The sequence below is a fragment of the Dyadobacter jiangsuensis genome (assembly GCF_003014695.1).
Taxonomy (GTDB): domain Bacteria; phylum Bacteroidota; class Bacteroidia; order Cytophagales; family Spirosomataceae; genus Dyadobacter; species Dyadobacter jiangsuensis.
This window is the reverse complement of sequence record NZ_PYAS01000001.1, coordinates 41,269-55,633: the sequence shown is the minus strand read 5'-3', so window position 1 is coordinate 55,633 and position 14,365 is coordinate 41,269. Positions and strand designations below refer to the sequence as shown.

8 protein-coding genes are annotated in these 14,365 nt (G+C 50.8%); 3 read left to right on the top strand and 5 right to left on the bottom strand.

The genetic code is table 11. The features are described 5' to 3' along the window. Positions 1–153: 153 nt before the first annotated feature. A complete protein-coding gene (locus CLV60_RS00210) occupies positions 154–1,746 on the top strand; it encodes a tannase/feruloyl esterase family alpha/beta hydrolase (RefSeq protein WP_106593382.1) in 1,593 nt (530 codons plus the stop codon). Positions 1,747–1,803: 57 nt separating this feature from the next. Here CLV60_RS00210 and CLV60_RS00205 read toward each other — a convergent pair whose 3' ends face one another. Genes CLV60_RS00205 through CLV60_RS00195 form a run of 3 tightly spaced genes read right to left on the bottom strand, consistent with a single transcriptional unit; the run spans position 1,804 to position 6,225 of the window. After that, a complete protein-coding gene (locus CLV60_RS00205; RefSeq protein WP_229210753.1) occupies positions 1,804–3,219 on the bottom strand; it encodes a TolC family protein in 1,416 nt (471 codons plus the stop codon). 11 nt (positions 3,220–3,230) lie between these two features. Continuing rightward, entirely contained in the window at positions 3,231–4,559 is a 1,329-nt protein-coding gene (locus CLV60_RS00200) for an HlyD family secretion protein (protein ID WP_106593381.1), read from the bottom strand. Beyond that, positions 4,540–6,225 carry a peptidase domain-containing ABC transporter gene (locus CLV60_RS00195; protein ID WP_106593380.1) on the bottom strand — a complete coding sequence of 562 codons (1,686 nt, stop codon included), beginning with the start codon at positions 6,223–6,225 and terminating at the stop codon, positions 4,540–4,542. Before CLV60_RS00195 ends, CLV60_RS00200 begins: the two co-directional genes overlap by 20 nt. A gap of 147 nt (positions 6,226–6,372) precedes the next feature. Between CLV60_RS00195 and CLV60_RS00190 the strand changes: the two genes are divergently transcribed. Continuing rightward, positions 6,373–7,068 carry a TetR/AcrR family transcriptional regulator gene (locus tag CLV60_RS00190; protein ID WP_106593379.1) on the top strand — a complete coding sequence of 232 codons (696 nt, stop codon included), beginning with the start codon at positions 6,373–6,375 and terminating at the stop codon, positions 7,066–7,068. A 14-nt stretch (positions 7,069–7,082) separates the two neighbouring features. Here CLV60_RS00190 and CLV60_RS00185 read toward each other — a convergent pair whose 3' ends face one another. Further along, complete coding sequence (locus tag CLV60_RS00185) at positions 7,083–9,062, bottom strand: BspA family leucine-rich repeat surface protein (RefSeq protein WP_106593378.1); 1,980 nt, start codon at positions 9,060–9,062, stop codon at positions 7,083–7,085. A 277-nt stretch (positions 9,063–9,339) separates the two neighbouring features. After that, entirely contained in the window at positions 9,340–10,791 is a 1,452-nt protein-coding gene (locus tag CLV60_RS00180; RefSeq protein WP_106593377.1) for a T9SS type A sorting domain-containing protein, read from the bottom strand. Between the two features lie 465 nt (positions 10,792–11,256). Between CLV60_RS00180 and CLV60_RS00175 the strand changes: the two genes are divergently transcribed. Continuing rightward, positions 11,257–14,361 carry a SusC/RagA family TonB-linked outer membrane protein gene (locus CLV60_RS00175; protein ID WP_106593376.1) on the top strand — a complete coding sequence of 1,035 codons (3,105 nt, stop codon included), beginning with the start codon at positions 11,257–11,259 and terminating at the stop codon, positions 14,359–14,361. Positions 14,362–14,365 lie beyond the last annotated feature (4 nt).

Below are 14,365 nucleotides of genomic sequence, written 5' to 3'. Positions count from 1 at the left end.
CCCCAGCTCCTGCCGGGATTCGCTCTCTTGATCATGTTTCCGGCGATGGGGCACCATAGTAATTCCCCAAAACGGCATTTGCAGCAAGTATAGTTAGTGCGTTAAGAGCCTTTTAATGCATAGGCCATCCCATCGGCCACCAAATTTTGGTAAATGATAAAACACGCTGCATTCGCCTTAGCTGCTGCATTATGCCTGCAATGGGGCATATCCGTCGCCCAGTCCCCCCCGAAATCCGACTGCCCTTGTGCGCAGCTCGCGAAGGCACGCATTCCGCAGGCGACCATCACCGTCGCCGAATGCGTGCCTGCCGGTACATTCTCGCCGCCTGGCAACGCGCAGCCACTCACCGACCTCCCGGCATTCTGCCGCGTCGCCGCCGTATTGAAACCTTCTCCCGACTCGCATATCCGCATTGAATTGTGGCTGCCTGAAGCGGGCTGGAACGAGCGATTTCTCGGCACCGGAACGGGCGGAGGGGCCGGATATATCAATTACGGCTCCCTGGCTATGGGCCTGCGAAAAGGTTTTGCCACGGCTAATACCGACATGGGCACGTCGCCCGGCGCCAACGAACATACGGGCCACCCTGAAAAGTGGATCGATTTCGGGCATCGCGCAACGCACGAAATGACCGTAGCCGGCAAGGCCATTACCGCAGCGTATTACCACAAGCCCGCCCGAATGGCCTATTTTTCGGGCTGCTCCACCGGCGGCCAGCAAGCATTGATGGAATCGCAACGGTACCCCGACGATTACGACGGCATCCTCGCGGGTGCCCCGGCCAACAACCGCACGCATTTACATACCGGCTTCGTGTGGATACTCCGCGCCACCAATGACGCGCCTGGCAGCACATTATCCAAACAAAAACTCGACCTCGTCACGCGCGCTGTGCTGCGCGCATGTGCAGGCAAGGACGGCGGCGCGCCCGGAGACAATTTCCTGACCAACCCCGCCGCCTGCCTTTTTGACCCCGAAACGCTTCCTATCTGCCCTGACGGCACCGACGACAGCACCTGTCTCACCAAGTCCCAGCTGGCCGCATTGAAAAAAATCCGGCAAGGCCCGGTCAACCCAACCACAGGAGAACGGATTTACACACCTATACCCGTAGGAAGTGAAAATGTGGCCGCAGGCATCGATATGCAGCAAAACCCTGCACTGGCGCCCAATGCATTGTTTTACCAATACAAATGGGCCTTCGGCAAAGATTTCGACTATAAAACTTTCGATTTCGATCGGGACCAGGACCGGCTCGACGCCCTGCTTGGCCCCGTCCTGAATGCCAACAGCACCGACCTTTCTGCATTCAAAAGCAAGGGGTCCAAATTACTGATGTACACTGGCACCGCCGATCCGCTTGTGCCCTACCAAGACGCGCTAAGCTACTACGAGCGCGTGATCGGCATCCAGGGCGGCATCCCCCAGACTCAGGACTTCTTCCGGTTTTACCTAATCCCGGGTATGGGTCATTGCAGCGGCGGCCCCGGCCTCAACGACGGCGGTGACATGCTCGGGGCATTGATGGAATGGAAAGAAAAAGGTGTTACCCCGCAGCAGCTCATTGGTACTGCCTATGAAGGTGGCGATTCGAAAAAAAGTATACGTTTCCAGCGCCCTGTGTATCCCTACCCGCTGCTGCCCGCGTATAAAGCCGGCAACGAAACACTCCCTGAAAGTTACGAAGGGCGGGCGCAGCCGATACCCGAAGTAACGGCGCCGGCTGCGCGGTATTTGAAATAGGCAAAACTTCCAGTACCCAGGAAGCGGTGCACGGCATAATTTCACACTTCGCTATTTCTAGTTAAGCAGGCCCGCCGTCCATTGCACCGCGTACGCCGTTTTGAAAAACTTGGCTTTCAGTTCTATCAGTTTTTGTTGCGCTTCGAGCACTTTGTTTTCGCGGCTGTTGACGAGAAACAACGAGCTTTCGCCATTGTTCAACCGCGTTTGCTCGGCTTCCAGCAGCTTTTGATAGTTGGCATAGTTCATCGTTTGCAGGCCGATCTGCTCTTTCAGTATTGCATATTCATTGTGGTACTGCCTTATTTTTAATTGCAAGTCGAGCTGCTTTTGGGCCTGGTCCAGGCGGGTTTCCATGATTTTCAGGCCGGCTTTCCGGTACTCGCCCCGCCCGGCAGACAGCCGCAGCGGTATTTCGAATTTGAAACCATATTGGTAATTGTTCCCCAGGAACGCCGATTCAGAAATACCCGAAAACGCATTGTAACCTTTGCTCAGGTGATTATAGCGAAAGTCGGCCTTCGGCAGCAATTCCTGGAATTTCAGTTTCTTTTCCACATCCAGCGCACGCAGCTTGTAGTCGTACACACGCAAAGCAGGGTGTGAATTTTCCACGATCGTCAGCAAGGCATTCAAGTCCAGCTCCATGTCTTTCAGCATATGCGGGTCGTCCCAGGCAGCAGGTGGCGAAATGGTTTCGGGGAGATTGTAGGGAGCCCCGGTTTCGGTCCACAGGAAGCTGGAAAGCGCCAGACCGGCGTTCCGGAACTGCATGCGGTACTGCGTCTCCTGGTATTGGAAACTTTGCAGCTGCGACAACGCCTCCACGGTATCGATGGCCGCGCGCTCGCCGTTTTCGAATGCCTTCCGCACGAACTCCATCCTTTCCACATTGATGGCTACGGCCGTCCGCATTACCTGGTAGAGGTTATAACTGCTCACCCAGCCCCAGTAGGCTTCCATGGCATCCATCAGCAAATCGTTGATGTAAAGCCGCTGTTCCGTTTCGGCCATGGAAGTGAAAATTCGGGCCTGCTTTAAATATGCACGCCGCTTGTCCATCAGCAGGTCTTTCCCCAGCGGGATGCTCGCGCCGATGAACGACGATTGCCCTTTGGACATGGTCGGGTCGAGGCGCTCGCCGGTGTAGTTATCGATGCCGCTGTACACTTCGATACCGTACCAGGTGGGGATCACGATTTCGGGCGACGCGCGGTCGTAATATTCCACTCCGCCGAACCGCTTCCGGGCGAGATAGGCGCCCAGCACAGGGTCGAAGCCGCCTCGGGCTACGAGCAGGTCGGCCTGGGCCTTATCCACATGAATGCGCGCCTGCCGGGCCACCGGGTGGTACTTGCGCACCAACTCCAGCACCTGCGCGCCGCTTAGCGTGCGGGTCGAATCCTGGGCCGATGCCGAACCGAAAAGCGCCGTTGCCACCAGCAAGGCCAGCTGAATTACGATCGTTCTCATAGGCTGCCGCTTCATTTTTCTTTACTTTTTGCAGCCGGCTCTTTCAGCATGTAATAGTCGGGTGGGAAGCCGTTGATATTACGCCAGAGCTCGTACCATACCGGCACATCTTTCAGCAATGCAATGGCCTGCGCCCCGGTACCGAGTTTCAGCTGCTGCGGCCATGGGCGGTCGGTAGTATCTTCGGCCACCAGTACCCTGAAAAGCCCGTTGGTGCTGATCGTATGCTCATAAGCAACCACTTTACCCCCAAAGGTACCGTAGCTATTTTCCGGCCAACCGCTGAAAATGATTGCCGGGAAGCCATCGAACATGAATCGCACTTTTTGTCCGACGCTGATCAGGGGCAAGTCCACCGGGCGGACGAACATTTCCACCGCGTACTGCGTGCGCGTGGGCACGATCACCGTAATGCGCTCGCCGTCTTTGAGGATTTCGCCGATACCGGCCTTGTTAGCCTGTACGATCTGCCCGTCCTGCGGGGCGGTGATAATGTACATCCCATTACGGATCGTATAGTTGGTCACCTGGTTTTCCAGTTTCGCCATTTCGCCTTCGCCCGAAGCGATGTTGCTCAGGCTTTGCAGCCGGTCGCCCTCGGCTTTGCTGATCTTTTCGGCATACTCCTGCTCCACCCCATTCTGCTCGATCTGCGTGATCAGAATTTCCTGTTTGGTCTGCGCTACCTTGTTTTCGGCCGTCACACGCTTGGCCATCGCATTCCGAAACGCAGTATTGCGCTGTTGCAGCTGGGTTTTGGACACAAGCCCTTCCTGCTGCATTTTTTCCTGACGTTCGTACTGGTCTTTCGCCAGGTTATACTCATTATTCACCGCTTCCAGCTCCGCCTGTTCACCCGCGAGTTTGCTGTCGAGTTGGCCGAGTTTATTTTTGAGCTGCTGGATTTTCAGTTTTTTGGATGCTTCCAGTGCCTGTATCTGCGAGGCGGCCGTGGCTGCCTTGCCTTTGTAGTACCGGACAGAGCCCTTTTTCGCATCGAGCTGCTGCTGCGTACGGCCCACGAGGTTAGGGTCGAGATAATCTTCCTTGATCTCCGAAATCTGCGCGATCGTATCGCCTTTCTGCACAAAGTCACCCTCCTTCACATACCACCTGGCAATACGCCCCGGGATCGGAGAAACGATATCCTGGGGGCGCTGCTCCTGGTAAAGTGTCGTGATCGACCCGCGCGCCTTGATATTTTGCGTCCAGGGCAGAAAAAGCCCGAGCACCAGGATTAGCATGATTCCGTAGAACCAGTAGCGGACCTTGCTTTCGTGATCGCGCATGTAAATCGTGTCGAACGATTTAAGAGGGATTTTATAGTTCGCCTGATCCATTTTCGATGTTCTCGGTTAGAGTTGCTGTGCCGTTACTGAGCAAAATCTGGTAATCGCATGCTTTCAGGAAAGCGGGGTCGCCGCCAGCCACGATGACCGTCGCGTCGTTGGGCCTGCTCGTCAGGTATTGGGTAAGTTTCTGCATTTCATGCCCTGCCAGCCCCTCCCATGGGTCTTCAAGCAGCAGCAGCCGGGGCTTGTTGAGCAACGCCCTCAGTAGTGAAATGCGTTTAATATAATGTCCGGGAAGGTTTTTGCCATGCGGCGCCACCTGCGTTTGAAACCCTTGCGGGAGTTGGTCGAGGAAGCCCGAGAGCCCGCTTTGTTCGGCGAGGTCGATGATTTCCTCGGAGGTAATGTGGCTTCTGCCGTCGATGATGTTGTCCCAAACCGTACCGGTAAAAACCTCCCGCTGGTTCAGGTACAAGCCCATCTTCATCCGAAGCGCTGCGAGCCTGTAATTGCAAAGCGGCACTTTGTTGAACAGCAGGGAACCGGAGAAGTCCTGGTAATGCCCCGCGAGGATTTTCAGGAAAGTTGATTTACCGAGGCGCCCCATTGTAGAAACACCCACCAGGCTGCCGGCCGGAATCTGCAAATTGATCCCGGAAAACACATTCCGGTTATCGGGAAACGAAAACGAGAAGTTCTGCAACTCAACAGCCACACCCTTGCCGGCCGAATCGATAGAAAGTGTACCGTCTTTCTCCGAAAGGTTTTCCGTCACGGACGCCAGCTTTTCGAGGCCGGTCACCACATCGTAAACAGTATCGAGGTTCACGATCAGCTTCTCTACCGCATTGATCACCGCAAGCACCACGATTTCAGCCGCAATGAACTCACCGATATTCAGCTGCTGGCGCAGCAAAAGGAATGCACCTCCGGCAAGCATGGCGGTGGTGATGGCCACCTTCGTGAACACGAGCGTTTTGTATTGCAGCAGCAACACCGAAAAGTGTTCCGTGCGGCTGTTAAGGTATTTGTTTACGTGGACGTCCGTGCGGGTGAGGTTGAAATTCGTGTCGTAGCTGAGCTTGAACGGGTTGATAACCCGCGCCATTTCTTGCAGCCATGCCACGGTTTTATATTTATGGACGCTCTCTTCGAGGCTGGTGTCGAGGCCCTTCGTACCGGTCAGACGGAAAATAATGGTAAGGACGACGATGAGCGTAAGACCGAATACGATGAAGAAGGAGTGATAAAGCGCCAGCAGCATGAGGCCGAAGACGATCTGTATACTTGCCGCAGGGACATCGAGCAGAAGCTTGGACAAACCTTTTTGAACATTGAGAACGTCAAAAAAACGGTTGACTTTCTCGGGGAGATAAAACTTGTCGGTTTTGAGCAGGTCGAAGCGCGGTATTTTATCGGCGAACTCGAAGGCGTAGCGGGTGAAAATTTTCTGCTGGATCTTTTCAATGATCCTCATCTGATTGATTTGCATGAGCCCTACAACCACCACGCCGGTCACCACTAGGGTTATCAATACGTAAATGGAGGTCACCATGGAGGCTCCTAACACGAACCCGATGATTGCCTGAATGCCCAGGGGAAGACTTAAATTGACCAGGCCGCTTAGCATTGCGTAGAAGTACACCGCTATGATGTCCGACCGGTCAAGCAATATCAAATCCCATAATCGCTTGAAGGGGTTTACCTTTTTCATAGTTCTTAATTGGGTTTCACCGCAAATATAACTATGCTTACATCAATAATAGTATTACTACCTTGCAATAAAGTGAAATTTTTATTCCGATATATTTACTGTCCATGACAGACATTTTACTATTTTAGTGCAATAATCGATGGTTGTATGGAATTTCATGTTAGTTTTCATTTGAATGAGAAGGTCTACTTAAAAGACCCGGAGAGCAGCGAGGTGGGCAAACAGCTCATTAAGGCGGCCATTGAACTCATTTACGAGCTTGGCTTCGAGCACTTTACATTTAAGAAGTTGGCATTGCAGGTGAACACTACCGAAGCAACCGTTTACCGCTATTTCGAAAACAAACACCGGCTGTTGCTCTACATCCTGAACTGGTATTGGAGCTATATGGAATTCCTCGTAATGTTCAAATTGCAGAACGTCGCGGCCCCTGGGCAAAAACTGCATGTAATTATCGAGCTGCTCACGCAGGAATTGCCTCAGAGCGCGGGAGCATTGAATTATAATGTAAAATTCCTGAACCAAATCATTATCAGTGAAAGCAGCAAGGTATACCTGGTCAAGGAGGTTGGGGAAATCAACAAATCAGAGGTCTTTAAACCCTACAAGGATCTTTGTGCCACAATCGCTCAGGTCATCACTGAATACAACCCCGCTTACCCTTATCCGAGGTCACTAAGCAGCACACTGATCGAGACTGCTCATTACCAGCAGTTTTTTTGCAGCTACCTGCCAAGACTTACCGACAATACAACCGGGGATGATCGTGCGTTTGTTGTAAGTTTTTTAACGGACCTGCTTTTTAAGAGCATTAGAAAGAGCGATTCGCAAGTCGTGGACTGATTAGTCACTCACGTCTAATTCTTCACAAATTTGGAATTCAAACCATTATCAGACACAATAATGTACGTTCCCACCGGCAGGCCACTGATCGGAATAGTAGTTTTCTCAGCATTGATTCTCATTCGCATTACCTGCCGCCCGGAACTATTGAATATTTTGAAATATCCTTTCGCTTTCCCCGAGATGGTCACCGAGCTGATAGCCGGATTGGGATAAATGTTCATGGTCAGGCCGGGTTGTAAATTGATAGGTTTGATCATTGAATAATCGGCTTTTCCTTTGAAGTCAACGATTTTCAAGCGGTAATACGAAACACCTTCGAGGGGATCTGAGTCGGTCAAAGCGTAATTCTGCGTGGTGCTTACGGTTCCCGCCCCTTTGATCCGGCCAATTGCCGTCCAGGTCCTGACGTCTGCCGAACGTTCCACTTCGAAATAATCGTTGTCCGTTTCCGAAGCAGTAGCCCAGTCAAGTCTGACCGCCTCGCCGACATTTTTCGCATTAAAATGGATGAGTGAAACTTCCAACGCTTCGCACTCGACGTCGTCACCAATCGCAACCGTCCAGCCTTTAGAATTTGTTAAAGTCTCCAAAGCTGCCGCAGCCTGAACACCATAGTTGATGCCTTCCGCGCCAAAAAAAATGCTGTCGGGCGTAGCAACATTGGCTGCCCACCCTTGCAACGTGAGTCCCATATTTACGCAATCCATTTTGGTACCCAACAACATGGATATCATCCCCGGTGTAGACGCCAATGTCCATTTATTAAGTGGCTGATTAAAATTCGGTGCCATGGCAAACATGTAAACCATGTTCGTAACCTTGCTAACGTCCCAATTATTAACCGGTTGGTTGAAACTATTGGCAAATGCAAACATCAGAAACATATCGGTGACATTACTTACATTCCAAGTGTCGACAGGCTGGTTAAACGAAGTCGCCTGATAGAACATATTGGGCATAGCCGTTACGTTGCTGACATCCCAGCTTTCCAAGGATTGATTAAAAACTGCGGTCCCTCTGAACATGAAGGACATATCAGTCACTTTGCCGACGTTCCAGGAGCCAATCGGCTGATTGAACGCAACTGCGGCGGAGAACATTCTGCTCATGTTCGTAACATTGCCCACATCCCAGCTACCGATAGCGCCATTGAACGCGGCTGCTCCGTTAAACATATGTTGCATGTCGGTAACCTGTCCTACCTCCCAGTTATCCAATGCCTGATTAAAATATGGTGCCTCTGAGAACATACCTTGCATTGCAGTCACACTGCTCACATTCCATGAACCAATTGGCTGATTGAAATTGCGTGCTCCTAAGAACATATTGGACATATCTGTTACTTTGCTGACGTCCCAGTTTCCAATAGGTTGATTAAAATCGGAGTTTGAGAACATCCCGTTCATATTCGTGACATTGCCGACGTTCCAATTTTCAAGAGGTTCATTCATTCTCGTATAGGAAAACAACCCCTGCATATTGGTTACCGAGCTCACGTCCCAGCTGTTAATTCCTGGAATTGTTGTAATAGCGCTGCAATTGCTAAAGGTGTTCACCATTGAGGTAACATTTTGCAGATTCGGGATGTCAGTTGCCGTAATTATCATCTTGTTACAGAATAAATATGCGGTTTCCATGCTTTCCCATTCGATATCGCCCCATTGTTTTAACTCAATCAGTTTGAATCTATCGCTTTCACCGCCAAAGTTAATTTGTGTGAACGTACCGCCGCCTGGTGAAATACTTACCTGGTAAATTCCCGGTGCAGGAAAAGTGAGCGTATAGTGACCTGATGCCGTTGTCGCACCGTTGTTCGCGGGATTACCCACTTCCTCCCAGGCCACACTGTAATTGGTGCCGGTTGCCGGGATGATGATCTGATTGTTAGCACTTTCACCAATATTGTCCGTTTTCCAGATGGTAATATATTGGCCGCTCGCATGGAGCGCAGACAGCAAAAGCACGAAAAAGAATGTAAAAAGGTTCTTCATTAAAATCCAGGTAAAGATTAAGGGAATGACGAATCAAACGTCATTCGCACTATTGGTAAATTTTATACCCGGAAAAGTAGCAAATAGTCGACCCTCGGATCGTACGATTAATTACGAATTGTTTGTCGAAATAGCGCCACAGATTGCTGTGCAGAAAGAGGCAGTTTATAAAATCATAAGTCTTTTCAGGCGTCATGGCAGGCAGTACAATAACAGCCAGAGTAGTCCTCTCGAAAAAGGACTGGCAAGCGCTCCGACGATGCTTACTTTCAGTTATTTATTGTTTGATTATCCGCTGTGCCGCCCCACCCTCGACCCGGATTAAATAAAGCCCCTGGCGCAGGGAACCCATCTCCAGATAATCGCGGTCAGAAGTTATTTTCCACTTCTTCATAATGTCGCCCCGAAGGTTGATCAGCTCAACTTTTTTGTTGAGTCCGCCCCCCTCTATCCAGACACCGGCTGCTGCCGGAACAGGGTATATCAGCGTCTGATTTTGTTCCGTCATTGCAACCGAAGCTATTGAGCTAAGGCTGTAAGATCCATCCAGATCGACCGACCGAAGTCTGTAATAACTGGTGGATGGAACAGGATATTTGTCCGTGAACGTGTATTTGTTAAGCTGCCTGCTATTCCCCTTTGCCGGCATCGACCCTAAAATGTGCCAGTTTTGAGCGTCGGAACTCCTCTGAATCTCAAAATATCCGCTGTTGATTTCTTCGGTTGTTTCCCAATATAAATGTGCCTGCCCGGCTTCCTCATCAGCCTTAAAGTTTATCAATGTAACAGGCAGTGCGACGCATGCGTCCAGAACTGCATCCAGGCTAAGGCAATCTCCCAGGTTGTTTTCAATTTTTGCCGGGGTATCAGGCATACTAATAAAATCACATACCGCCTTTATTGCGCATTCACTCAGCATTCCGTTATTAACAATGGTCACCGTGTTCGTTATTTCTTTCAAGCTTGTTAGCCCCTTTAAAGAAACCAGGGACGGATTACCAAACAGAATGAAATCTCCGACCTTTTCCAGCTTTGACAAACCACTAAGGTCGGTTACCAATGCACAATTATAAATATAGAACCAATCATCGACAGTTGTTAAGTTACCAAGTGCACTGATATCAGTTAGGGCATACAGGTTTTGTAACCAAATTTGGCCTACATGGGTAAGATTTTCAAGTCCGGCCAGACTGGTAACAGGAGTTGTTACTCCAATGTCGATTACGCCAGTGACTGTCGTCAGGTTACTAAGTGCAGTCAGGCTGGTAAGCGCGAGGTTGGCGTCTAAGCTTAGTGAATTGATAGTGGTGAAATGCTCCATCCCGGTAAGGCTGGCCAGTGCATTGTTATCTTGTAATCTAAGCCACAGATCGGCGATATTGCCAAGCCCTGCCAACGAAGTCAGGGATCCATTTCCTGATATTTGCAGCCCGCCTCCTGCACTGATAATGTTATCGAGTCCCCTCAGGTTTGTAATACTCGTGCCCCTGATGATCAGTCCTCTCCCCACGCTGGTAATTTGAGAAAGGCCCGAAAGATCTGTAATGTCAGACCCGGTAATATCAAGAACACCTGGTATTGCCGTGCAACTGGGATAATTCGCTTTAAAAGCAGCAATTTCGGCCTGTGTGTTAAACCTGATAGCATTATTATTAGTAGGAACCGGACATTGCGACCAACCGGTTAGAAACAGGAAAAGCAGAACGACAAGTAGAACTATTTTTTTCATATGATTTGTGGAGGTTTTCCCTAGCGTCGCAAAGTGAATCAATTCGCGTTTGCCAGGGTATCCCTCTTTTGGGGGGCAGGTCATTGGTCTGGTGGATACTCTCACAAATACCTACTTCCATCTCCACGAAGCATAGATCACGAGTTTTTGTATACAATATTTAGGTGCAAATCCGAACATACTGGTTACAAACGCCATTTAAAACCATCGCTACTACCTACATCTTCCATACAAAATCAGGCAACAAACAACCATAAACGCGGTCGAAGCCAATTAAAACAGTGCATATTCAAACATTTACCGTGGTTTTAGCGGCCCAAAAACAAAAAACAGCAAATTTTATTTTTGTATACAAAAATTCAATAGTTTTGTATTCAAGAATACAATGACTTCGCCACGCACTGACATCAAGCTTGTTAATTTCCGATCACTAGTCCAATCAATCACTCATTTAACCAAGGTGGCATGAATTATTCGGTTTACCCCAGTTTTGCGCCCGCGGTCAGGCAGCTGTCCAAATCCAGGGAGCTCTTTGCCTTGATCATCTGCTTGCTATTATTGCTGCCATTCACCAACGCGACGGCAGGACCGGGCTCCCGCTCAAAACCAGGTGCATGGGCACTGGCAGAGATCAGGGGCACAGTTACCGACACCCTCGGCAGTCCTATCCCCGGAGTTATCGTGCGCGTTAAGAGCACCAACAATGCCACGATCACCGACGAAAAAGGGGCTTACAAGCTCGAAAATGTATCGGAAGGCGCCCTGCTCGTATTCAGTATGATCGGCTACCAGCCGCAGCAGGTCATCGCCAGTTCCGGGCGGCTCGACATCAAACTCAGCGTGTCGGATGTTTCGCTGGAAGCGGTTACGATCACCAACGGCTACCGGGTCACGCATGTCGCCGAGAATACCAGCTCCACCGGAACAGTGGGCGGCAAAGCACTGGAAAACAAGCCGTTCTCTACCGTAATCAGCTCCATGCAGGGGCAAGTAGCCGGATTCACCGCGCCGGTCACCAGCGGGCAACCCGGCGGGTTGGTCGACGTCCGCATTCGCGGTCTGGGCTCCCTTTCGCTGTCGTCCAGCCCCTTGTTCGTAATAGACGGAATGATTGTCAACTCCGGGAAGCTGGGCTATAACACCACCACGGCCGACGCCCTGGCCGGTCTGAACCAGAACGATATCGAGCGCATCGACGTCCTCAAAGATGCGGCCGCCACCGCACTGTACGGTGCACGCGGTAGCACGGGCGTGATCGTGATCACCACCAAAAGAGGAAGTGCGGGCCGGACGCAAGTGCGCCTGGATACCGAAATAGGCGTTTCGGCGGCGATGGACCCGCCTAAGGCCGGCATGCCGCTCAATGCAAGCCAATATGCCGAATTGTTTAGAGAGACACTTACCAACAGCAATTTTACACCTGCACAAGTCGAGACCCTGGCTGAAAGCTATGGCCTTAACAGCGGCAAAAGCAATAATTGGTATGACCTGGTAACCCGTACCGGCAAACAGAGCCAATATAATGTAAGCGTCAACGGTGGATCGGAGAAATCCAAGTTCTTCGGATCTCTCGGCTACTTCTCGCAGGACGCCACCACCATCGGTTCGGACTTCAGAAAGATATCTGCGTTGCTCAACATCGACCACAAAATCAATAGCAAAGTGGCGCTGTCGGCAGGTTTCAACGTTTCGAATGTAAACCAGAATACACCTTACAGCTCGCAGTTTTCGGGTAACCCTACCTGGGCTGCAAGGTCGCTGCGCCCATTCCAGCTTGCGTATAACGAGGATGGTTCTATTAATACGACCACACCCGGCAACACCAACTTCCCGGGCATTTACAACCCCCTGTGGATCGCGGAAAAGGATAAAAAACTACTATCGGCGACCAAGATGCTCGGCAACCTGAAGTTGAAGTGGGACATTGTGAAAAACCTGTCTTTTTCCACCTACACGAGCGTCGATTACAACGGACTGGAAGAAACGCTGTTCCTCAACGCAACCATGGGAGACGGCGCCTCCCTCAAAGGACGCAGCAAAAATTATTACACCCGGTATTTCAACTGGCTATCCAGAAACCAGTTTGACTACCGCTACGATATCCCCGGTTTCAACAACTTCTATGTGAGCGCTTCGGTAGGCTATGAAGCCCAGAAATCGAAAGAATACCTTTTGGCGGCCGACGGCAGCGGGTTCCCTTCCGCGCACGAAGACCTGACCGCACTTACCAACGCGGCCACGCCGCTGGGCACCTACGGCCAATACAGCAACTATGCATTCACCTCGCTTTACGCGATCGGAGAGGTTAATTTCAGAAACAAATATGCGATCAGCGGTTCTTTCCGGCGGGATGGTTCTTCCCGCTTTCCGAAGGCAAATCGCGAAGCCAATTTCTTCTCCGTCGGCGGAACATGGAACGTGCATGAGGAAGCATTCTTTGTGAAACAACGGGTGCTGTCGTCATTGAAAATCAGGTCGTCCTACGGAACCACGGGCAATGCCAACCTTGGAAACTACGCGTGGGTACCGCAGGCAAGTTACAGCACCGCATACGGATATGCAGGATACAACGGACAGCAATATTCCAGCGTGGGTAACATTGCATTGAAATGGGAAACATCCAAAAAGTTTGATGCCGGCGTGGATATCGGCCTGGCCAACGACCGGTTCTCGCTCACGGTGGATTACTACCGCAACAATATCGACGGGCTGATCCGCTCCATCCCGACCTCTTACACCACCGGTTTTACAGCCGTGAGCCAGAACGTCGGTTCGATGCTGAACTACGGTTGGGAATTCACATTGAGAGGCGATTTGCTCCGAATCAAGGATTTTACCTGGAACAGCAACTTCAACCTTTCGCTTAACCGCAACAAAATCACCAGCCTGCCGGCCGGTACCGCGGTGACGAACGGGCAGTATTATCTCAAAGAAGGTTACAGCTTCTACACCTATTACATGCGCGAGTTCGCGGGGGTGGATCCGGCCAATGGTAGCCCGTTGTATTACACGAACGAGTCAAGAACGGAAAAGACAGCCAATATCGCCGACGCCAGCCTGATTGTCCAGAACAAACAATCGAACCCGAAATACACGGGCGGATTCAACAACCTGTTCACCTACAAAGGCATCAACCTCGGCGTTGATTTCAACTTCAACCTCGGCTACTGGATCTACGGCGCTTCGGACCTTTACCAGACCTCCGGTACTTATTATACGTACAACAAGTACCGGTTTGTTTACGACAGACGCTGGACAACGCCGGGACAGGTTACCGACGTGCCTAAAATGTCGACTACGACCGACAACTCCGTGAGCACCTACCGCATTTACAAAGGCGACCACATCCGTTTCCGCAACCTGATGGTGGGATACGACTTCAAGAACCTGGGGATCTTCAAAAATCTGAAAGTGAGCAAGCTGCATCTCTATGGAAGAGCCACCAACCTGTTTACCAAAACATTTGACAAACGTTTACCATTTGATCCGGAGGTTGGGTTTTCAGGATTCGACTCGCAGGATATGCTGCAATACAGAACCTACACAGTTGGCGTGAACATCGGACTATAATCCT

Coding starts and splice junctions, on each gene's coding strand:
- CLV60_RS00210 (WP_106593382.1), top strand. CDS start 154: ATGATAAAACACGCTGCATTCGCCTTAGCTGCTGCATTATGCCTGCAA.
- CLV60_RS00205 (WP_229210753.1), bottom strand. CDS start 3,219: ATGAGAACGATCGTAATTCAGCTGGCCTTGCTGGTGGCAACGGCGCTT.
- CLV60_RS00200 (WP_106593381.1), bottom strand. CDS start 4,559: ATGGATCAGGCGAACTATAAAATCCCTCTTAAATCGTTCGACACGATT.
- CLV60_RS00195 (WP_106593380.1), bottom strand. CDS start 6,225: ATGAAAAAGGTAAACCCCTTCAAGCGATTATGGGATTTGATATTGCTT.
- CLV60_RS00190 (WP_106593379.1), top strand. CDS start 6,373: ATGGAATTTCATGTTAGTTTTCATTTGAATGAGAAGGTCTACTTAAAA.
- CLV60_RS00185 (WP_106593378.1), bottom strand. CDS start 9,062: ATGAAGAACCTTTTTACATTCTTTTTCGTGCTTTTGCTGTCTGCGCTC.
- CLV60_RS00180 (WP_106593377.1), bottom strand. CDS start 10,791: ATGAAAAAAATAGTTCTACTTGTCGTTCTGCTTTTCCTGTTTCTAACC.
- CLV60_RS00175 (WP_106593376.1), top strand. CDS start 11,257: ATGAATTATTCGGTTTACCCCAGTTTTGCGCCCGCGGTCAGGCAGCTG.